The following is a 21060-nucleotide window of genomic DNA, read 5'->3' as shown; positions in this document are numbered from 1 at the left end:
GCACAAAGATATTATTTTACACTTTCCTCCCCAACTTTTAACGTTGATCCTAAATCAGACCAAATCTATCCTATAATCTAGGTCTGATAGAATAAGAATATCCTACAGAATCTTATTTGCACACCCCAGATATCCTTTTTATTTTTGAGACTAACGACAATAAAACTTACCGTAAATGATTACAGCTATTCAAGATTGTGTCTTAGTCAATCAAAAGAATATTTTTTATAAACACTTTTTTTATCAAGGAGAGAGTAAGTACACGCTAGTATTATTACATGATTCATTAGGCTGTGTTACCCTGTGGAGAGATTGGCCAGAATTGTTAGCAGAACGGTTGCAGTGTGATGTAGTAGTATATGACAGAGTAGGGTACGGACTATCAGATAAGATGGATACTACGAAGAGAGGAAAAGACTATCTAAAGCAAGAAGCAGTATTCTTAAAAGACTTATTGGAAGAATTAGAGTTAGAACGTGTCGCTTTATTTGGGCATAGTGATGGTGCGTCTATCGCTCTATTATTTGCAGCAATGTATCCAGATCACACTTTAGCGTTAGTAGCTGAGGCAGCACATATCTTTGTAGAGAAAGTAACTTTAGAAGGAGTGCAAGCTGCTAAGACAGCTTATGAGACTACAGATTTAGCTGAGCGCTTAGTGAAATATCACGGAACTAAGGTAGATGATGTAGTCCGAGCATGGGTAGATACTTGGTTATCTCCAGAATACCAAGATTGGACAGTAGAAGAGGAGATGAAAGGAATAGTGTCTCCATTGTTATTTATACAAGGAGATCAAGATGAGTACGGTAGTCTAGACCAAGTAGAGAAAACAATAGCGAAGGCTCAAGGAATTGCAGAGAAGGTTATTTTTCCTAATGTAGGGCATACTCCGCATAAAGAGATAAAAGAGCAGGCACTAAAGGTTATAGTACCGTTCTTTCAAAAGAACATTTAATTACAGTGCTTTTAGCGCTTCTATTTTGTCATAGAATAGTTTCTCTAGTCTAGGGTCAACACTACTCAAATAAGCGCTCTTTAAGCTTTCTAAGTATTTGTTTAGATCAGGTACGGTACTTCCAGGGTCTAGGTGAAAAGGTGTACTTAGATTCTTAGAAAGAATAATTTCGAATGCGTTGTTGATATATTGTTGTTTATCCATGATTCTACAGATGTTATTAGGAGACAAAGGTACACAGAATTCAGAAGCATTAAAAAAACAAAGAGCGCTTATTTAATACATTAAATAAGCGCTCTTTGTTTTGGCTTTATATCTAGATTAGATTCCTTTAGTTGGAATCTCTATTTCATATACTTTGCCTTTTACTTTTAAACTAGTGTTTACTAACCATGGGTTGTATAGTTTTAGTAATTTGTAGTTGATACCTTGTTCTTTTGCGAATAAAGCTAAGTCATCTATATCATAAGATACACTCACTTTTTTAGTAGGTACTATTGGATATTTTTCAGATTCAGGAACGTCAAAACCGTATTTTACAGGGTTAGACATAATCTCTTTTAAGGCTAATATTCTGAATACGTATCTAGAAGTCTCTTGGTTTAAGAATAGGTCATAGTAGTCCTCTACATATTGACTTTCCATAGCGCGTGACATACCAGCCATTCCTCTATTATAAGACGCAGCAGCCATTGTCCAGCTACCGAAACGGTTTTTGGCACTTTGGAAGTATCTACACGCAGCTTCTGTTACTTTGATTAAGTCGTATCGTTCGTCTACGTATTCATCTATGTATAAGTTAAAGTCCTTAGATGTTCCTTTCATGAACTGCCAGAATCCACTAGCTCCAGCAGGAGATACCGCATTAGCTAGTCCGCTCTCTATCACACATAAGTACTTAAAGTCATCAGGAATACCATTCTTTTTTAAGATTGGTTCGATGATAGGGAAGAATCTATGCGCTCTTTTTATCGTTGTTATGGTACTACCGTGAAGATTCGTATTGATGATCATCTCTCGGTCAAATCTTTCTTTTACATCTATCTTGTCTAAAGGGGCTTTTTCTCCAGCGAAGTTAGCAGATAGCGGTAGAGGATGAGCGTGTAAGGCTGCTTCATTATGATCCTCCGTAGTGCTAGATATAGTAGTAGCAAACATAAACGAAGAAGCTACTGCTATAATAGCAGCGGTTACAAATACAGTTCTAAGTGTCTTTTTCATTATTTTTCTTAAGTATAATCGTTTCTAAATTTTCATTAAACCATTTGTGTTTGATGATAATCATCGCATGAGTACCTCCTTTTACCTCGATGGCAGATTGTATATTCTTGTAAGGGAATATCTCATCGTTAGTCCCGTGTATGTGTACTACGTTAGCTAATTGTTTGTCTTGTTTCCAATGCAGTACTTCTCTGATACACCAGTCTACATATTCCTTATCTCTTATCGGGAGATAGCGATCATATAGTGCTAATCTTTTCTTCTTTTTCTCTGAAGCTGTTTTTTTGATAAGGCTCCAAAGGGTAGGGATTAAAGATGTAGGCAACCATTTATAGAGTCCTGTTTTTTTAGCAATACGATAGCGTTTAGGGAACTCTTTATTAGAACGTACACTCGAAATAATAATTGTCTTTCTTACAGAAATTAATTTACTTATTTCTTGAGCTATAATTCCTCCAAAAGAAACGCCTATTAAGATAGGATTATCATGTGTGATTAGGGGGAGATAATGCTTTACGTATTGTTCTAGTGATTCAGATTTATTTATAGGTAACCATTCTAAAAAGACAATTTCAAACTTTTCTTGATTCAAACTAAGATGTTCAAAAATCAAAGAAGTAGAGGACATACCTGGGAAGAAATAAATAGGTATTTTGCTCATTATAAATATTTTAAATCGTTTTTATAAGGTTATGTGGAAAAAAATCCCGAACTTTGCTAAATATAGAGATTATAGTAACTTAAAAAAAGAAATACTAGATATTTTATTTTTTACTACAGTTTTAACGACAAATAATCCAATAAGAGCAGATTTATCGCATACACATCATGAGGTATATTAGTGATTAGAGATAATCATTTAGCATACCTGAGGTACTGTTGTATGCTATAGTGTATTAGTTGGTCGTTAGAGAGTAGGAGTATACACTTACCCTCCTAATTAGTTTAGGAAGCACTGCAGTTATTATAATTTGTTTTGTAATCATAAAACTTGGAGATATAATGGAAATTAAAGACAATGAGTTACTACGTCAGTTCGAGTATGAGACTGAGCAAGGGTTGCTTAGTGTAGAGTATTCACTACAAGAAAGAAAGATTTTTCTTACAAAACTTACTGGATTAGAAGAAGCTTTACCAACACAAGCATCTGACTTTTTAAAAGGTATTTTGGAGATGTTAAGAGAGAAAAGGTTAAGAGTAGTACCTACACATCCTAAGATTGTTTCTTTCTTTAGAAAGAACCCTACGTATAAAGAGATGTTACCTCCTGGTATCCGTATCTAAGTAATATTATACACGTTATAGCCTTTTAAAATAATAAGGACTAGAATGTAATTATATAAAAAAGCCTGTTTAGAATCTTCTAAACAGGCTTTTTTATATTTCTATATTGTATCAGATTTCTAATCTGTGACGGTCTATTGATGTCGTGTATAAACTTGTGTTAGATAAACTCTAACCTTACGATACCATCCTCATCTATCTTCGTTAACTTCACTGCGTGTAATGTATTTACTAACGCTGGATCCCATGGTGTTTTTACCTTCACATAGTTTTCTGTGAATCCGTGGATATAACCTTCTTTATTCTCACCTTCGAACAGAACTGTTTTCTCTTTGCCGATTTGAGACTCATAGAACGCACGACGTTTCTTTACGGAAAGTCCTCTTAGCATTTTACTTCTCTTATTACGTACATTCATAGGTACCACTTCATCCATATCTACAGCCTCTGTATTATCGCGCTCTGAGTATGTAAATACGTGTAGGTATGAAATGTCTAAATCACTTAAGAAATTATACGTCTCTAAGAATTTCTCGTCAGACTCCCCAGGGAACCCTACGATCACATCCACACCGATACAGCAGTCTGGCATCACTTCTCTGATCTTCTCTACTCTCTCTACATATAATTCGCGTAGGTAACGACGTTTCATTTTTTTAAGAATGTCGTTACATCCAGACTGTAAAGGAATGTGGAAGTGAGGAACGAATGTTCTACTCTTCGATACGAAGTCTATTGTCTCATTCTTTAATAAGTTAGGCTCGATAGAAGAGATACGAAGTCTCTCGATACCCTCTACTTTATCTAATTCCTGTACTAATTCTAAGAAAGTGTGTTCGTGTTTCTTATTCCCAAACTCTCCTTTACCATAGTCACCGATATTCACTCCTGTCAGTACGATCTCTTTTATATTCTGAGCAGAGATCTCAGCTGCATTTTTCAATACGTTATCCATAGTATCACTACGTGAGATACCACGAGCTAATGGGATGGTACAGTATGTACATTTATAATCACATCCATCTTGTACTTTAAGGAAAGCACGTGTTCTGTCACCTATAGAATAACTCCCTACGTAGAAGTCAGCCTCTGAAATTTCGCATGAATGCACTTGTCCCATTTCATTTTTAGACAAGTCATTGATATAATCTGTTATTTTAAACTTCTCTGTCGCTCCTAATACTAAGTCTACACCATCTACAGACGCTAGTTCTTCTGGTTTTAATTGAGCATAGCATCCTACTGCAGCTACGAAAGCTTTATCGTTTTTCTTCTGAGCCTTTTTTACTATTTGCTTAAATTGTTTATCTGCATTTTCTGTTACAGAACATGTATTGATAACATATATATCAGCCACTTCTTCGAAATCTACTCTATCGAATCCTTCCTCTGCAAAATTTCTAGCGATAGTGGAAGTTTCTGAGAAGTTAAGCTTACAACCTAATGTATAAAAAGCTACTTTTTTTCTATTTTCCATAATGATTACTTACTAAGTAGTAACTTTGAATTATATTTACTTTTTCAATATTGAAAAGGTTTGCAAATTTACGTACAAAAATCGGTTTGATGAAATCAATAATTCATTACGTTTCAATATTTTGTGTCTGTGCACTGACGTTTTCTTGTCAGAAAAAAACAGCTAATCAGGATAAAAATTTAGTTTTTAGATATAACGAGAATGCTAATATTCAGACACTAGACCCTGCTTTCGCAAGAAATATGGCTATCATCTGGCCGTGTAATCAACTCTTTAACGGATTAGTACAGTTAGACGATAGTCTGCATATACAAGCAGATATCGCCAAGTCATGGACGATCAGTGAAGATGGTAAGCAGTATGACTTTATACTGAGAAGGGATGTCTATTTTCACAAGCATAGCCACTTTGGGGCAGATAGTACTCGTGTAGTAGTAGCTAGTGATTTCGAATACAGCTTTAACAGGGTATTAGATGCGAATGTGGTTTCGCCAGGAGCGTGGATATTCCAGAAGGTAAAGAATTTTAAGGCAATTAATGATACCGTCTTTCGCATCGAATTAAAAGAAGCCTTTCCTGCCTTTTTAGGATTGCTGTCGATGAGGTACGCTTCTGTAGTGCCGAGAGAGATAGTAGAGGATAAGACGATAGACTTTCGTTCTCATCCCATTGGTACAGGGCCTTTCTATTTTAAATTTTGGGAAGAGAACATTAAGTTAGTCCTTCGCAAAAATCCAAATTATTTTGAAAAAGATGAGAAAGGCAATCAGTTACCTTATCTTGAGGCTGTATCTATTACATTTTTACCTGATAAGCAAAGTGGTTTTTTACAGTTTTTGCAAGGTAATCTAGATTTTATATCCGGCTTAGATCCATCTTATAAGGATGATATTATCACAGAGAATGGAGAGTTAAATCTGAAGTATAAGGAGAAGGTGCAGATGGTGACAGGCCCTTATCTAAATACAGAGTACCTAGGCTTTAACTTAGAGGCACCAGGTGCTATACAAGATGTAAGAATACGCAAAGCCCTAAATATGGGGTTTGACCGAAACAAGATGTTGTTGTATCTGCGTAGTGGTATGGGAGATGGAGCAGTAGGAGGAATTATACCACAGGGTCTCGGAGGGCACTTTAGTACTGATAAACTCTATAATCCAGAAGAGGCTAAAGCACTAGTGGATGATTATAAGAAGACGAGTAAAGAGAGTAAGGTAGAGATCACCTTGTCTACGAATGCTAACTATCTCGATATCGCAGAATACCTACAACGCGAGTGGAAAAAACTAGGGATAGAAGTAATAGTAGATGTGACACCGCCTGCTTCTCTACGTCAGGGTATGGCATCAGGTAAGGTGTCATTCTTCAGAGGAAGTTGGATAGCAGACTATCCTGATGCAGAGAATTACCTTTCGTTATTTTATTCAAAGAACAAGGCTCCTAATGGGCCTAACTATACTCGCTTCACTAATCAAAAGTTTGATCAGCTCTATGAACAAGCTTTTAAAGAAGTGTCAGAAGAGAAGCGAAATAGTATCTATCAACAGATGGATCAGATTATAGCAGATGAGGTACCCGCTATCATCTTGTTTTACGACAGAGCAGCGAGGTTCTCTCATCAGAATGTAAAAGGACTAGGGATTAACCCTATGAACAATTTATTCTTAAAGAGAGTTTACAAAGAATAATATAGTCCCGCCGCAGTACCTACTGTGGGATAAGAATACAAAAAGTCAGTTCACACGATCTTGTGTGGACTGACTTTTTTGTTTTTAGAAGTGTATCAGTTTTGTGCTTATTTATGAATAGATAGTATGAGATCATTTAGAGAAACTTCTCCTTTTTTTTCTGTTATTCAGATGAGCTTGTTAGAGGAGAATAGGTGGAATACAAAAGAAGCATTGTTCGACAAACAAGCTTCTAGCTCCACCATTCTCGAGGTATTGTCCATGTATTGTCGAGGGATTTGCAGATATCGTTAATGTTTATAGGGGTTGTGGGCATTTTAAGAGGAAGTGTATAATTAGGTGTTTTGTGTTTAATTTATTGATATATAGTGTTTTGATTGTTTTTAGGGTGTAAAAAAAATGAGATTGTTTTTTTATTAATTACTCTGTTTAGGAGGTTTTTTGGGGGAGAAGGATAAAAAAAGAGAGATAGAAGTGACTTTTTTAGTCTTTATAAGTCTATATACTAGCTGAAAAATAAAAAAGTAAACTAATTAATTTTGAATACATCTTACAGGTTTGTAGGAATTGAGAATCAGTGTTGTAGTTTTGAATGTATCACATAAATCAGAAATGCATTAGAATAGTGTCGTGTTTTGATTGTATTTCATCAAGTAAAACATAAGTGAGTCATCAGCTGTAAGTACCAGTAGGATGAATATTATTGCCTATTTATATCAGTAGATGTAGTGAGGATATGGATGTATTGTTTATTTTTGCGTATACCACCATTATTATAAAATAAATACCTTACGAACATGATGAATGAACTAGTTGTTTTAGTTGTAGATGATGAACCTAAAGTAGCTGAAGTACTCAAAACGATTATAGAGAAAAAAGTAGTATACCACGAACGAATAGTCGTACATACTGCCCATTCTGTGCAAGAAGCTGCAAAAGAAGTTAATGCTATTTTGCCAGATATAGTATTCTTAGATATTCACATGCCAGAAGAGGATGGATTTGAGTTATTTAATTATGTTGATCAAAGTACTTTTGAGGTGGTGTTTACTACAGCGTATGACCAGTATGCTATAGAGGCTATTAATAAGTATGACTGTCTGAAGTATCTACTGAAGCCGATAGGGATACAAGATGTACAGAACGTATTCGATAAATATAAAGAACTAGAGGGATATCACTACTTTTATAAGATCATAAAGAATAATCAGAAGCGCTATATCGTACGAGTAGAGGACATCGTGTACTGTAAGGCTGCGGATAACTACTGTGAGATTTATTTAAAAGATCAGAAATATTTAGTGTCTAAGACATTAAAGAATGTGGAAGATAAAATAAAGCACAAAAACTTTAAACGAGTGAATCGCTCTTATTTAGTGAATGTAGATCATATCGATTATATCGATAAGGATACGAATGTGATTTGTTTTAAAGAACAGATGGTAGTGAATCATGAAGAGGTGGATAATGTGATTACGGTGGCTTCTGCTATGATGAAGGAGCTTAATAGCCTTAATATATGAGATATTTACTAACCGTATTTTTTGTATTCTATTATTTTATAGGATTCGGGCAGGGGATTATCACGAAGCAGTATACCATAGAGAATGGTCTGATGGCTAATGATGTACGTGCGCTATGTGTGGATTCTAAAGGGATAGTATGGATAGGGTCTCGATCTGGTCTAGCACAAAAAATACAAGGTATAGTAAAATCGAATGAGGATGCTGCTCGATACCGATATACTAATATAACAGATATCATAGAGGATGATAAGCAGGGTATCTGGGTAGGGAGTTATGGACAAGGTATCTTATATAGAGGTAAAGGTGAGGTGCGTATCATCAGTGTACAGCAGGGACTTATCTCTAATAGAATAAGGCGATTATATCATAATGGTGATTATATCTATGTAGCTACCTCTGATGGGGTGTCTCTGATCTCTAAAAAAGACTTCTCAGTTATTACTCCTAGTTTTGTTACGAATAAGCATCACCCATTTGAGGTAAGTGATTTCTTTGAGTATCGAGGAGAGGTATATGTAGCTACGATTAATGATGGAATATTTAAGCTCATAAATAATGAGTTAGTTCTAGTAGAAAAAGAAGGAAGAATATTTGCTGCTATTGGTTTTGACGATAAGGTGTTTATCGGAGGTCAGGATGGCTTGGTAGTCAAAGACTTGTCTACTAAAAAAGTGATAGCCAAGTATGATATTCCACCAGTCAAGGATATAAAGAAAGCAAATAATCAGCTGTATATCGTCAGTGGTGGAGTAGATGATAATAATGGGCGACTGTATAGATGGGATGGAGTCTCATTAGATAATATCACAGAGTACTTAGGAGTAGCTTCTACGGACTTCTATTCTGTGGGATATGATGAAAAGAATGACTTCTTATATATAGGGACTAAATCTCAAGGGGTATTTCAGATCGATTTATTCTCTCCTCTGAGTTATGATAGCTCACACGGAGGAGTATCTGTTATAAAAAAGTTGAAAGACAGAGTGTTCTTCTTTACTCAAAAAGGAGTGTTGATACAGAATAAAGATGAGGAAGTAGGGACTATACCTCTATCAGCATTTAAGCATTATCAAGAACAGCATTATCAAGAACATTTAGCTATAACTACGAAGAATAATCACTTTTTTGAGATAGATTATACGGTGCCTGCAGATAAGATTATATTCTACTCAGCAGTAGAGTATAATGGTGCGATTTGGGTTAGTAGTAATATAGGTGTGTTTCAGATAGGGTATAATGGGGATATTTTATCCTATCATTCTATTCATACCTACCAGTTTGGCTTTTATCAAAACCGATTTATTGAGACTAATCCTTTTGGAGGAGTAAGGGTGTATCAGGATTTGAATAAGATGGACTATCAGTACCACTTTAGGGTAGATAGTGAGGATATACCAAGAGATATCGTAGATATAGAGTATGTAGGAGACAAGATGTTTTTGGCAGGAGCTCTAGATGGATTGTATACTTTCGATGGAAAGAACTTTATGTCCTTGTCTAAGCGCAATCTGTTTCCTGAGAATAGATTAAAGAAGATAGAGAGAGGAGCTAATAATACGCTTTACGTAGCTACGGACTTTAATGACATTTATATACTAGAGACGCAGAGCGGAAAGTATATGGTGAAGGATTTTATCTCAAATAAAGATATTGTAGGAGCCAATATAACCTTGCTCAAGTGTATAGGACAAAAGATCTTAATAGGAACGAGTAAAGGGCTAACTGTTATAGATGATAATCACAAGTTTCAATTTAATAAGGAACAAGGCTTTGGCAATGAAGAGGTCCTATCTTATGAGTTAAAGGATAATTTGCTATTCATAGGGACAGTAGATGGGGTGTATACGTTAGATATCACTTATTTTAAAAGAAGAAATGTTCAGTATGAGGTCAATATTTCAGAGATTACAGTCAATGGACATGAATTAGAAAAAAATGGTGAGGTCTATCATCATATACGAAAGTTAGAATTAGATAGCAGAGAGAATAATATTCAGATAGGCTTCGAAGTATTAGGAACGAAGTTTCCAGGCAAATTAGAGTTTCAGTATCGCTTAAAGTTAGGCGAGAATTGGATCAGTGTAAAAGAGAATAGACTAGATTTACATTATCTAGAGTCAGGACTATATCCTATCGATATTAAGGTGTATGACTATGACAGTGGTAATGAATTGATATACCCACTCTTATTAGTAGAGGTAGATAAGCCTTTTTATGCAAAGGCTTGGTTTATTATATTATGTGCTATTCTACTATTAACTGTTTCTTCTTTATTCTATTTATTTAGGTTTAAACAGTTGAGAAAAGTTCAAATAGCAGAACGTAAAAGGCTAGAATATCAAAAGAGATTAGCAGAGGTAAAACTACAGTCTGTACGTAGTCAAATGAACTCTCACTTTATCTTTAATGTATTGAGTTCTATTCAGTACTATATTATAAAAGAAGAGGTAGATGATGCACTCTTTTATTTAGAGCGTTTTGCTCAATTGATTAGGACAACATTAGATATGTCTACCAGAGAACGCATTACCTTAAATGAGGAATGCGAGTACCTGAGCACATACGTCGAGATTGAAAATATGCGATTAGACGGAAGGGTGAGTTTCGAGATAGATGCAAAGGGAGTAGATCTAAGAGGTATATTAGTTCCTCCTTTATTACTACAGCCTTTCGTAGAGAATAGTTTAGTACATGCTTTTCCTCAGCATATAAAGAGTCCTCGTATTGTGATTCGTATTTATAAAACAGAAGAAGAGTATTTAGCTATAGAAATAAAGGACAATGGAGTAGGAAATACTACTGTGAATAATAAGAAACATGAGTCTAAAGGTATGGCGATCGTGAAAGAGAGAATCTCGCTAATCCAATCGTATCTAGATGATGACTTAATCATCAAGCATGATAGCGAAGGAACAGTAGTGAGAATAGTATTAAAAAATGTTTTAAAGTAATCAATGAAGAGATTTCTTTTTTTAGGCATATTCATTATGTATATGCTGTCTAATGTGTATGTGTTTTTTAATTATAGTGCATTAGTTAGAGATAGTGATTATAGTGTTAAAGTGTTGTTCGGTGCTATAGCATTGACGATGTCGTTAAGTATACTTATATTTTATAGTGTAGGGAAGAGAATGCCTGTATACTTAGCATCGTATTTCTATAGAATAGGTACGGGGTGGCTTATGTTGAGTATATACGCTTTTATGCTGTGTTTACTTTTTGATATAGGAGCATTAATTAATCACTTTACACAGCAGTCTACCTTGTTTATTTATGATCATTATTCTTCTGCACGTGGTTCCCTATTGATACTGTTGACATTAGTAATCGCGTTGATAGGACATATTACTTACCTTAAAAAGAAGAGAAAAGAAGTGGTGATAAAGGTGAATAAAAAGTTGCCTAAAGAGCTTCGTTTTGTCTTGTTGACAGATTTGCATCTTGGATATGCTATAGAACACAAAGAATTAAATAAATGGGTAGATACTGTCAATGCTGAGCATGCTGATGCTGTACTTATTGCTGGAGATGTGATAGATGTAAGTTTGATACCATTACAATATTATAAGTTAGATGAGGTATTAAAGCAGTTTAAGAGTGAGTATGGTACATATGCCTGTCTAGGTAATCACGAATATCTGGCAGGGGTAGAAGGAAGCATTACGTTCTTAAAGTCAGCAGGTATAAATATATTACGAGATCAGGTGAAGGTACTAGAAGATATAAATGTGAATCTGATAGGGAGAGATGATAAGACGAACAGACACCGTAAAGAGTTAGGAGAACTGATGGAGAATGTGGATGGTGATAAACTGAATATTCTCTTAGATCATCAACCTTACGCCTTAGATAATGCTGTAAACAATAGAGTGGATCTACAGTGTTCTGGACATACGCATAGAGGGCAAATGTGGCCTGTGTCTTGGATAACAGATCGGTTATTTGAGAATTCGCATGGGTATCTAAAGAAAGAGGATACACATATCTATGTCAGTTCTGGTGTAGGAATATGGGGAGGTAGATATAGAATAGGTACTGTGTCAGAATACGTCGTAATCAGAGTACAAGGAATATAATAAAATAAAGGCTATTTTTGTAAAAAATATTAGATTGTGAATTATTTATCGGTTGAGAATATAGCGAAATCATTTGGTGCGAGAACATTGTTCGAGGATGTATCATTTGGAATTAATAAAGATCAGAAAATTGCTTTCGTAGCAAAGAATGGAACAGGTAAAACAACCATTTTAAAAATCCTAACAGGAGAAGATTTTCCGGATGCAGGACAAGTAGTTATGCGCAAGGGAATCCGTATGGCCTTTTTGCCTCAGGAGCCTGTACTTCAGGATGAATTGACAATAGAAGAAAGTATTTTTGCCTCAGACAATGATACTTTAAAAATCATAGAAGAATACGAGAAGGCATTAGAGAATCCGGAAGATGCAGATGCTTATCAGAAGGCATTCGAGAAGATGGATGCTCATAATGCTTGGGATTTTGAGACGCAGTATAAACAGATCTTGTTTAAGCTGAAGTTAGAGGATCTAAAGGTAAAAGTAAAAACGCTATCTGGTGGACAACGCAAAAGGTTAGCATTGGCTATTATCTTAATTAATAGACCAGACTTGTTAATTCTAGATGAGCCTACCAACCACTTAGATCTAGAGATGATCGAATGGTTAGAGAATTACTTCGCTAAGGAAAATATTACGTTGTTTATGGTGACGCACGACCGTTTCTTTTTAGAAAGGGTTTGTAATGAAATTATTGAACTAGATAATGGTAAGATTTATCAGTATAAAGGAAACTACTCTTATTATCTAGAGAAAAAAGAGGAACGTCTAGCGATAGAGAATGCAAGTATAGACAAGGCGCAGAACTTGTTTGTAAAAGAGTTGTCTTGGATGAGAAGACAGCCTAAGGCACGTACGACTAAGTCTAAGTCTCGTATTGATGACTTCTATGTGATTAAAGAAAAAGCACATAGTAGAAGACGTGAACACCAAGTAGAGTTAGAAATCAATATGGAGCGTATCGGTAGTAAGATCGTGGAGCTTCATAAATTACATAAGAAGTTTAAGGATAAGGTCATCTTAAATGACTTTAGTTATAATTTCAATAAAGGTGAGCGTATTGGTATTATCGGAAAGAATGGTAGTGGAAAGTCTACTTTCTTAAATATCCTTACTCAAGGTATACTACCAGATGCTGGTAAAGTAGTGGTAGGAGAAACTATAAAAATAGGATACTATACACAAGGAGGGATTAATATAAAACCAGAACAGAAGGTAATCGATGTGATTAAAGAGTTCGGTGAGTATATTCCATTGGCGAAAGGTAGATCTATATCGGCAGGACAGCTTCTAGAGCGTTTTTTATTTGATAGAAAGAAACAACATGACTTCGTAGAGAAATTAAGTGGAGGGGAGCTAAAACGTCTTTATTTATGTACAGTATTGATTCAGAACCCTAATTTCTTGATTCTGGATGAGCCTACGAATGATTTGGATATCGTGACTTTAAATGTCTTAGAAAGCTTCTTATTAGACTATCCAGGTTGTTTAGTGGTAGTTTCTCACGATAGATACTTTATGGATAAGATCGTGGATCACTTATTTGTATTTAGAGGAGAGGGAGAAATAGAAGATTTCCCTGGTAACTATTCTGACTTTAGAACGTATGAAGATAGTATAGAACCAGTAAAAGAAGAGTCAGTAAAAGAGAAGGTAAACTGGAAAGAAAGTCAAGTTAAAAAAGGATTGACATTTCAGGAGCAAAAAGAGTTTCAAAAAATAGAAAGAGAGATTGCTAATCTGGAGCAAAAGAAAGTAGAAATAGAGAAATTATTTTCTGATGGAAAAGTAGGAGATGATGAGATCGAATCTAAAGCGAATGAACTACAGAAAGTGTTAGCAGAATTAGAGGATAGAGAAGAGAAATGGTTTGAACTTTCTTCTAAAATGGAAGAATAAAAAACACCATAATTAAGAAAAATAAGAAAGGTACAATATTGAGCAATATTGTACCTTTTTTTTCGTTTAATAGCCTATTTTAGTGATGTGAGCTCCTTTAATTTAGGATTTATTTATGAAACAGACAAGATTTTAAAAGTTAATTATTTATTTTGTAATTTGTTGTTTTTTAGGCAGTTGTGTTATTGATTAGTGTTAAAGATTGAAAAGTGATATTAAAAAAATAGGAGAATGTGAAAAATGAAGTAACTTTGCAAACAGAAATTTCAAGTGGTGACAGGGCTTGAGAAATTAGTTTTAATGAGAAAAAAATGTTCTTTTTTTATTGGTATTGTCCTATTAACAGGGGTAGGAGTTTCAGGTTTTAAACAGTATGAGACTATGCTTTTAGAGGAATATAAAATAGTTCCAGAAGGCCCCCTATCTTATGAATTTCCATATAGTGATTTAGCTATGGAGGAGTCAGGAGAGTTATTAGCAATACCATTTATCGGAAAGACTTATGTCGGTTTTAAACAGGCATTGGCAGTACGCGAATCTTATGGATTGTACAGAATAGTAAATTCATATGGTTACATGGGCAAATACCAGTTTGGTAAAGTGGCATTACGTTCAATAGGAGTAACGGATACGACTAATTTTTTACATGATCCACTAATGCAAGAGAAAGCTTTTGATGCTTTGGTTGCGAAAAACAAATGGATCTTGAGAAAAGAGATTGAAAAATTTGATGGTAAACGCATCGGAGGAATTGCAATTACAGAGTCAGGAATCTTAGCAGCAGCTCACTTAGGTGGAGCAGGTTCTATAAAGAAATTCTTGAACAGTAATGGAGCAAACGGTTTCCAAGATGGATACGGTACTTCGATACGTACATATCTAAAAAGTTTTAGTGGATACGATGTATCTGATATTACAGCAGAAAAAGATGCTGTAGTGATGCTATAACTCTTTAGAAAAGAAAAACTAAAGGATATCATTTAAAAAATGGTATCCTTTTTTTATTGTTTATTGAAAATAAGTTTTTACATTTGCAATTCAATAAGTTGAAAAACGAAATGAATTTAATTCTAACAAATACTTGGTGGTGGACTAAACTTACGTCGAATGTCGTGAGCAGTCCTTGCTATGTATATATGAATTAAGAGAAATAATATATAATACCTAGAAGAGGCTTGTCAAACGACAAGCCTCTTTTTTTTGTGCCTTATCGAAAGTAAAATTGAAAACAATATATAAAATGAAATATCAAGTTAATCAAGATGGCTATTATGGAAATTATGGAGGAGCATTTATTCCTGAAGCATTAGCTCCAATTATTGGCCAATTACAGAGCGAGTATATCTCTATTATTGAACAAGAGGATTTTCAACAAGAAATGAATCAGTTATTAGAAGATTATGTAGGTCGTCCTACTCCTTTATATTTTGCAAAGGGGTTATCAGAGAAGTATAATGCTAAAGTGTATTTAAAGAGAGAAGATCTATGTCATACAGGAGCTCATAAGATTAATAACACTATCGGTCAGATATTATTAGCAAAACGCTTAGGAAAGAATAAAATAGTAGCAGAGACAGGCGCAGGACAACATGGAGTAGCTACCGCTACAGTATGTGCTCTTATGGGCATGGAGTGTATCGTATATATGGGGGCTTTGGATATAGAAAGACAAGCACCTAACGTGGCACGTATGAAAATGCTAGGTGCTGAGGTGAGAGCAGCGAAGTCTGGTGCAAAGACATTAAAAGAGGCTGTAGATGAGGCTTTACTATACTGGATAGAGAATCCTGATGATACATTCTATTTGATAGGATCAGCAGTAGGCCCACACCCTTATCCTGATATGGTGAGTAGATTCCAATCTATTATATCTAAAGAAATTAGAAAGCAATTATTAGCAAAAGAAGGAAGAGAAGAACCTGATTATATAGTAGCTTGTGTTGGTGGAGGTAGTAATGCAGTAGGAGCTTTTTACCATTTCTTAGAAGATGAACAAGTGAAGTTAATTGTAGCAGAAGGTGGAGGAGAAGGAGCTGATAGTCCAAAAACAGCGGCTACTTCTTTTGTAGGAAAAGAAGGAGTGTTACACGGAAGTAAAACGTTGTTTATGCAAGATGAAAATGGAGAACCTCTAGAAGCATATTCAGTATCAGCAGGTTTAGATTATCCAGGTTTTGGACCTTTATATGCACATATGAAAGAATTGGGAAGAGCAGAGTTTTATGCGATTAAGGATGATGAGGCAATGGCAGCAGGGTTAGCCTTGTGTAAAGTAGAAGGAATTATTCCTGCGATAGAAAGTTCTCATGCTTTAGCGGTATTAGAACAACGTAAATTTAAACCAGAGGATATTGTTGTAATCAATTTATCAGGAAGAGGAGATAAAGATTTAGATAATTATCGCAGTTATTTTAACTTCTAAAATAGATAAGGTATGTATTTAAGAATTGTTATCTGAAGAGAACTGTTTAGAAGGTAAAAAGCCAATAACATATTATATGCTATTGGCTTTTCTATTTAAGGTTCAGTATGTTTTAATCTTCGATGTTACCGATCATTAACTTAGGATCAACCCACTTGTCAAAATCTTCAGGTGTAACATATCCTAAGCGAACAGCTTCTTCTTTTAGCGTTGTGCCATTAGCATGAGCAGTTTGCGCTATTTCGGCTGCTTTGTAATAACCAATTTTGGTATTTAAAGCAGTTACTAGCATTAATGAACTATCTAGTAATTCTTTAATACGTTTGTCGTTTGCTTCAATTCCTTGTGCACAATGCTCATCAAAAGAAATACAAGCTTCTCCTATCAGTCTAGCAGATTGTAAGAAGTTGGCTGCCATAACAGGTTTGAATACGTTTAGTTCGAAATGACCCTGAGTACCAGCAAAAGATATTGTTGTATCATTACCTATCACTTGTGCAGCTACCATAGTAAGTGCTTCACATTGTGTAGGGTTTACTTTACCAGGCATAATAGAAGACCCTGGTTCATTTGCAGGAATAATGATTTCGCCAATTCCAGAGCGTGGTCCAGAAGCTAGTAGTCTGATATCATTAGCTATTTTATAAAGAGAAACAGCAAGTTGTTTTAATGCTCCATGTGTTTCTACAATTGCATCATGAGCGGCTAGAGCTTCAAATTTGTTTGGAGCCGTTACAAAAGGTAGTTTCGTGAATTTAGCAATATACTCTGCTACTTTTACATCATATCCTTTAGGAGTATTTAAGCCTGTACCTACAGCAGTACCTCCTAGAGCTAATTCAGCAAGATGAGGTAAAGTGTGATTTAATGCTTTTAGTCCATAATCTAATTGTGCGACGTAACCTGATATTTCTTGACCTAGTGTAAGAGGGGTAGCATCCATAAGGTGTGTACGGCCTATCTTTACTACATCTTTTAGTTCTTTAGCTTTTTTGTCTAATGTGTTTCTCAATGCAGTCACACCTGGGATAGTATATTCTACGACAGCTTTATAAGCAGCAATGTGCATTGCAGTAGGGTAGGTATCATTAGAGGATTGAGATTTGTTTACATCATCATTTGCTTTAAGTACTGGTTCGCCTTCACCTATTTGAAGACCAGCTAATACTTGAGCTCTATTAGCAATTACTTCATTCACATTCATATTAGACTGTGTACCAGAACCTGTTTGCCAAATAACTAAAGGAAAATGAGCATCTAGTTTGCCTTCTAGTATTTCGTCACATACTTTAGCGATATGATCTCTTTTTTCTGAAGGTAAAACATTTAAATCAGCATTCGTAAAAGCTGCTGCTTTTTTAAGATAAGCAAAAGCTTCTATGATTTCGTGTGGCATAGATGCTTCAGGACCTATTTTAAAGTTGTTTTTAGAGCGTTCCGTTTGTGCTCCCCAATATTTGTCTTTAGCAACTTTTATTTCTCCTATAGTGTCTTTTTCTATTCTGTATTCCATTATTAATTTATTTAGAATGATTGTTCTCTAAAGATAAGGATAATTATTTAGTTTCATTCTAAAGAAAGATTAAAAGTTAGAGTAGGTTAGGTAGAAAAAATAAAAGTGAGTATATTTACGGCGTATATACAAAAATTAATCCGGAGAAAACATGTTTGAATTTCAACAGTATTTAGGTTTCATCGTTGCCATGACTGTAGTTACTATGGCATTTTGGCTTATGATGTTCTTAGTTGGTTTCGTATCTTACTGGGCAGTAGGTGGAGCTAGAGAACTAATCAAAGAGAAGAAAGCTAAAAGACAGCAATTAGAAGACAATCAGATCTAGTATTTGGTTTAAGAAATAAAGAGTCATAATATGTATTATGGCTCTTTTTTTATGCCTATTTATGAGGGTTGATAGATTCGAAAAATATGGGGATAAAAAAAGGGACTACCCAATGGTAGCCCCCTAACAAATAATAAATTTATAATAGTTTAGTAAAGGTTTCTTTGTTTGATTACATCATTTCTCCTTCTCCTTGTTCTTCGCCACCACCAGCATTTCTTTGTTGTTTCTGTCTATCCATTTTAGTTTGGTTAAAACGATAAGTAAATGATAAGTTTACTTGTCTTCCTCTCCACTGCATTTCACTATGTGAAATAGATGTTGGTAAATAAGTGTCTGTTTCTCTTTTTCTAGAGTCGAAGATATCACTAACATTTAATGTAATGGTAGCTTTGTCTTTTAAGATATCTTTACTTATAGAGGTATTAGCAGATAGGTTTCCTAATGCTTTTCCTTGTGATGTATCATAAGGTGCTCTGTACATTCCGTTTACTTGCCAATCTATTTTATAAGGCAATGATATCTTAGATGATAATCTAGTAAACCAAGCATAAGAGTTTTGGTCAAAGTTTTGCGTTTCTACTGTTCCATCTAGTTTAGTGAAAGTATAGTCTCCTTTTGTTTCTGTTCTAAAGAAGTTGAAGTTACCATTTAATTTCCACCATTTAAATGGAGTATAGTTTAAGGTAAAATCAAATCCATATCTGTATTCTGTAGCTAAGTTAATTGGTGAACTAACAATAATAGTTGTACCACTTGCATTTGTACCCGCTTCTCTTCTTACGAATTGGAATGTGTCATCCGTTTTATTTAAGTAAGCAGATGCACTAAGAGTGAATCCACTCCATCTCTTCAAATACCCTAAATCAAATGCATTTGTTTTAGCAGGGTTTAAATCAGGGTTTCCTTGAAAGAAGTTGATGTCACTCGTATAATTAGAGAAAGGGTTTAAGAAACGCCCTCTAGGACGCATAATACGTTTACTATAACTAATACTCACATTACTAGATTCATCCAATTCATAGTTTAAAAATAAACTAGGGAAGAAGTCATCATATTTCTTGTTGTTGTAATCGTTGCTAGTTAATTGATTTACGTCAATATTACTTTTTTCCCAACGGAACCCAACCATATAGTTAAGTTTGTCAGTTATTTTATCTCCATATTGAGCATAGAATGCATTAACTTGTTCTTTGTATTCTAGTACGTTAGAAACTCTAGTGTTGTTAATCCATTCATTATTAGTTAGATTATATAATCCAAAGTTATTAGTTGTCGATTTAAATGTACCTAAGTAACCTGCTTCAAAGTTTCCACTCTCTCCTAAAGGTAATGTGTAATCTACTTTTACTAGACCTGACTTATATTTGTCATCACTAAGAGTTCTTTCGTAAGTCATTAGGTTATGCTTATCATTAATGTCAGAGATATTAGCATCGTCATCACTAGTGTCTTTAGAGATACTAGCCTCTGCTGTTAACTTGTGATCTTCTTTAGCGAATTTCTTTTCAAATGATGTTGTATATTCTACACTGTTATAGTTTGACTTACGTCTTTCTTCTCTATATCTATTATAGTCTAAGTTGTGGTTACCATCGTAATATTGGTAATCAACAGAGTTAGGAGAGGTACCATTACTTCTACGTACATTCACACTATTAGACCAAGTTAGAGAAGGAGTAATATAGTAGTCTAGACCGAACATACCGTTGTAGCCTTGTCTTTCTCTATTGTTGTCTTTATATTCATCGATGTACTGTATAGGATTACCATCGTGATCTAGATATTGGTTGTTGTTAACGTTATATCCTTTTGTTTTAGTATCTCTATAAGATAAGGTCGTATAGAAGTTATATTTCTCTCCACGAATATTTACATTACCATTTAATTCATAGTTGCGAGGATCTCCTATTGTACCCGTGATATTTCCATTAATACCTTGTGCTTTACCTTTCTTAAGGACGATATTAATAATACCAGCACCTCCTTCAGCTTCATATCTAGCTGATGGATTAGTGATTACTTCTACTTTTTCGATTGATTCAGCAGATAGAATACGCATTGCTTCTTGGATATTATTAGCAAGACCAGTAGGTTTACCATCGATAAGTACTTTTACATTCTCGTTACCACGTAAACTAACAGCACCTTCACTATCTACAGTTACTGAAGGAACGTTGTCTAATACATCTCCTGCAGTACCTCCTTTTACAATCATATCTTCACCTACATTGTAAACTTTTTTGTCAAGCTTAATATCTACAGTAGATTTTTCTGCAATGACTAGTACTTCGTCTAGCATTTGAGCGTCATCTGTGACTTTCTTAATACCTATATTAGTATTTCCATTGACAGCTACTTTGCGTAGTTCAATAGTTTTAAAACCTAAGTATTCTATACGAATTAAGTATGACCCGTCAGGTACTTCAAAAGAGTATTGTCCTTTTGAGTCGGTCATACCTCCTGAGACAATATTAGCATTGTTCTCATTTTGTGCGAATACACTCGCATATTCTAAGGGAAGATTTGTAGCAGCTTCTACTACAGTACCTGTTACAGTACTTTTTTTAGAGTTCTGTGCTAATGCTGTTACCCCGAACATTAGAGTTAACAGCATTAGAAGAACTTTTGTAGTTTTTAATCTTTTCATTATAGTCGTTAGTTTTATATC

The 21060-nt window shown here is 34.8% G+C and carries 16 protein-coding genes; 10 read left to right on the top strand and 6 right to left on the bottom strand.

Features of this window, described 5'->3' with window-relative positions; all coding sequences use genetic code 11:
• The first annotated feature begins 175 nt into the window (after positions 1-175).
• Entirely contained in the window at positions 176-958 is a 783-nt protein-coding gene (locus RT228_RS14420) for an alpha/beta fold hydrolase (protein WP_286394424.1), read from the top strand.
• Here RT228_RS14420 and RT228_RS14415 read toward each other — a convergent pair whose 3' ends face one another.
• The 3 genes from RT228_RS14415 to RT228_RS14405 all read right to left on the bottom strand — a co-directional run bounded on the left by RT228_RS14415 (position 959) and on the right by RT228_RS14405 (position 2840).
• Positions 959-1162, bottom strand: a complete 204-nt coding sequence (locus tag RT228_RS14415; protein WP_006261845.1) for a hypothetical protein — start codon at positions 1160-1162, stop codon at positions 959-961.
• Between the two features lie 117 nt (positions 1163-1279).
• Positions 1280-2179, bottom strand: a complete 900-nt coding sequence (locus tag RT228_RS14410; protein WP_006264364.1) for a lytic transglycosylase domain-containing protein — start codon at positions 2177-2179, stop codon at positions 1280-1282.
• A complete protein-coding gene (locus RT228_RS14405) occupies positions 2163-2840 on the bottom strand; it encodes an alpha/beta hydrolase (protein ID WP_225600790.1) in 678 nt (225 codons plus the stop codon). The genes RT228_RS14410 and RT228_RS14405 overlap by 17 nt, the downstream gene beginning before the upstream one ends.
• A gap of 341 nt (positions 2841-3181) precedes the next feature.
• On the opposite strand from RT228_RS14405, the gene RT228_RS14400 reads away from it, so the two are divergent.
• Positions 3182-3463, top strand: coding sequence for a GNAT family N-acetyltransferase (locus RT228_RS14400; RefSeq protein ID WP_006258736.1), 282 nt, complete (start codon positions 3182-3184; stop codon positions 3461-3463).
• Between the two features lie 160 nt (positions 3464-3623).
• On the opposite strand, the gene mtaB is transcribed toward RT228_RS14400, so the two are convergent.
• Complete coding sequence (gene mtaB / locus RT228_RS14395) at positions 3624-4940, bottom strand: tRNA (N(6)-L-threonylcarbamoyladenosine(37)-C(2))-methylthiotransferase MtaB (RefSeq protein ID WP_006258735.1); 1317 nt, start codon at positions 4938-4940, stop codon at positions 3624-3626.
• An 89-nt stretch (positions 4941-5029) separates the two neighbouring features.
• Here mtaB and RT228_RS14390 point away from each other — a divergent pair, with 89 nt between their 5' ends.
• The 7 genes from RT228_RS14390 (at position 5030) to trpB (ending at position 16548) form a co-directional block, all read left to right on the top strand.
• On the top strand, positions 5030-6628 hold the full coding sequence (locus RT228_RS14390) for an ABC transporter substrate-binding protein (protein WP_313138724.1): 1599 nt from the start codon (positions 5030-5032) through the stop codon (positions 6626-6628).
• A 797-nt stretch (positions 6629-7425) separates the two neighbouring features.
• Positions 7426-8151 carry a LytR/AlgR family response regulator transcription factor gene (locus tag RT228_RS14385; protein ID WP_006265922.1) on the top strand — a complete coding sequence of 242 codons (726 nt, stop codon included), beginning with the start codon at positions 7426-7428 and terminating at the stop codon, positions 8149-8151.
• Complete coding sequence (locus RT228_RS14380; RefSeq protein ID WP_313138723.1) at positions 8148-11105, top strand: histidine kinase; 2958 nt, start codon at positions 8148-8150, stop codon at positions 11103-11105. Before RT228_RS14385 ends, RT228_RS14380 begins: the two co-directional genes overlap by 4 nt.
• A 3-nt stretch (positions 11106-11108) precedes the next feature.
• Entirely contained in the window at positions 11109-12230 is a 1122-nt protein-coding gene (locus tag RT228_RS14375) for a metallophosphoesterase (RefSeq protein WP_225600788.1), read from the top strand.
• Positions 12231-12266: 36 nt separating this feature from the next.
• On the top strand, positions 12267-14126 hold the full coding sequence (gene abc-f / locus RT228_RS14370) for a ribosomal protection-like ABC-F family protein (protein ID WP_006261836.1): 1860 nt from the start codon (positions 12267-12269) through the stop codon (positions 14124-14126).
• Between the two features lie 300 nt (positions 14127-14426).
• Positions 14427-15074 (top strand): peptidoglycan-binding protein LysM, encoded by a 648-nt coding sequence (locus RT228_RS14365; RefSeq protein WP_313138722.1) that lies wholly within the window; start codon positions 14427-14429, stop codon positions 15072-15074.
• A 292-nt stretch (positions 15075-15366) separates the two neighbouring features.
• Entirely contained in the window at positions 15367-16548 is a 1182-nt protein-coding gene (gene trpB / locus RT228_RS14360) for a tryptophan synthase subunit beta (RefSeq protein ID WP_286397658.1), read from the top strand.
• 112 nt (positions 16549-16660) lie between these two features.
• Here the strand turns inward: trpB and fumC are convergent, their stop codons facing one another.
• Positions 16661-18061: a class II fumarate hydratase gene (fumC, locus tag RT228_RS14355; protein WP_006261833.1), complete on the bottom strand. Its 1401-nt coding sequence runs from the start codon at positions 18059-18061 to the stop codon at positions 16661-16663.
• A 151-nt stretch (positions 18062-18212) separates the two neighbouring features.
• Between fumC and RT228_RS14350 the strand changes: the two genes are divergently transcribed.
• Complete coding sequence (locus tag RT228_RS14350) at positions 18213-18389, top strand: hypothetical protein (RefSeq protein WP_006258725.1); 177 nt, start codon at positions 18213-18215, stop codon at positions 18387-18389.
• Between the two features lie 172 nt (positions 18390-18561).
• On the opposite strand, the gene RT228_RS14345 is transcribed toward RT228_RS14350, so the two are convergent.
• A complete protein-coding gene (locus tag RT228_RS14345) occupies positions 18562-21039 on the bottom strand; it encodes a TonB-dependent receptor domain-containing protein (protein ID WP_313138721.1) in 2478 nt (825 codons plus the stop codon).
• Positions 21040-21060 lie beyond the last annotated feature (21 nt).

The sequence above is a fragment of the Myroides sp. genome (genome assembly GCF_032073645.1).
Classification (GTDB): domain Bacteria; phylum Bacteroidota; class Bacteroidia; order Flavobacteriales; family Flavobacteriaceae; genus Flavobacterium; species Flavobacterium odoratimimum.
Note: the sequence above shows the minus strand (reverse complement) of the source record. Positions and strands in the feature narration are given on the sequence as shown.

What these genes read in the sequence shown, in the direction of transcription:
- RT228_RS14420 (WP_286394424.1), top strand. Translation starts at nt 176, where the DNA reads ATGATTACAGCTATTCAAGATTGTGTCTTAGTCAATCAAAAGAATATT.
- RT228_RS14410 (WP_006264364.1), bottom strand. Translation starts at nt 2,179, where the DNA reads ATGAAAAAGACACTTAGAACTGTATTTGTAACCGCTGCTATTATAGCA.
- RT228_RS14350 (WP_006258725.1), top strand. Translation starts at nt 18,213, where the DNA reads ATGTTTGAATTTCAACAGTATTTAGGTTTCATCGTTGCCATGACTGTA.
- fumC (WP_006261833.1), bottom strand. Translation starts at nt 18,061, where the DNA reads ATGGAATACAGAATAGAAAAAGACACTATAGGAGAAATAAAAGTTGCT.
- trpB (WP_286397658.1), top strand. Translation starts at nt 15,367, where the DNA reads ATGAAATATCAAGTTAATCAAGATGGCTATTATGGAAATTATGGAGGA.
- RT228_RS14415 (WP_006261845.1), bottom strand. Translation starts at nt 1,162, where the DNA reads ATGGATAAACAACAATATATCAACAACGCATTCGAAATTATTCTTTCT.
- RT228_RS14380 (WP_313138723.1), top strand. Translation starts at nt 8,148, where the DNA reads ATGAGATATTTACTAACCGTATTTTTTGTATTCTATTATTTTATAGGA.
- RT228_RS14405 (WP_225600790.1), bottom strand. Translation starts at nt 2,840, where the DNA reads ATGAGCAAAATACCTATTTATTTCTTCCCAGGTATGTCCTCTACTTCT.
- RT228_RS14345 (WP_313138721.1), bottom strand. Translation starts at nt 21,039, where the DNA reads ATGAAAAGATTAAAAACTACAAAAGTTCTTCTAATGCTGTTAACTCTA.
- RT228_RS14385 (WP_006265922.1), top strand. Translation starts at nt 7,426, where the DNA reads ATGATGAATGAACTAGTTGTTTTAGTTGTAGATGATGAACCTAAAGTA.
- mtaB (WP_006258735.1), bottom strand. Translation starts at nt 4,940, where the DNA reads ATGGAAAATAGAAAAAAAGTAGCTTTTTATACATTAGGTTGTAAGCTT.
- RT228_RS14365 (WP_313138722.1), top strand. Translation starts at nt 14,427, where the DNA reads ATGAGAAAAAAATGTTCTTTTTTTATTGGTATTGTCCTATTAACAGGG.
- RT228_RS14390 (WP_313138724.1), top strand. Translation starts at nt 5,030, where the DNA reads ATGAAATCAATAATTCATTACGTTTCAATATTTTGTGTCTGTGCACTG.
- RT228_RS14400 (WP_006258736.1), top strand. Translation starts at nt 3,182, where the DNA reads ATGGAAATTAAAGACAATGAGTTACTACGTCAGTTCGAGTATGAGACT.
- RT228_RS14375 (WP_225600788.1), top strand. Translation starts at nt 11,109, where the DNA reads ATGAAGAGATTTCTTTTTTTAGGCATATTCATTATGTATATGCTGTCT.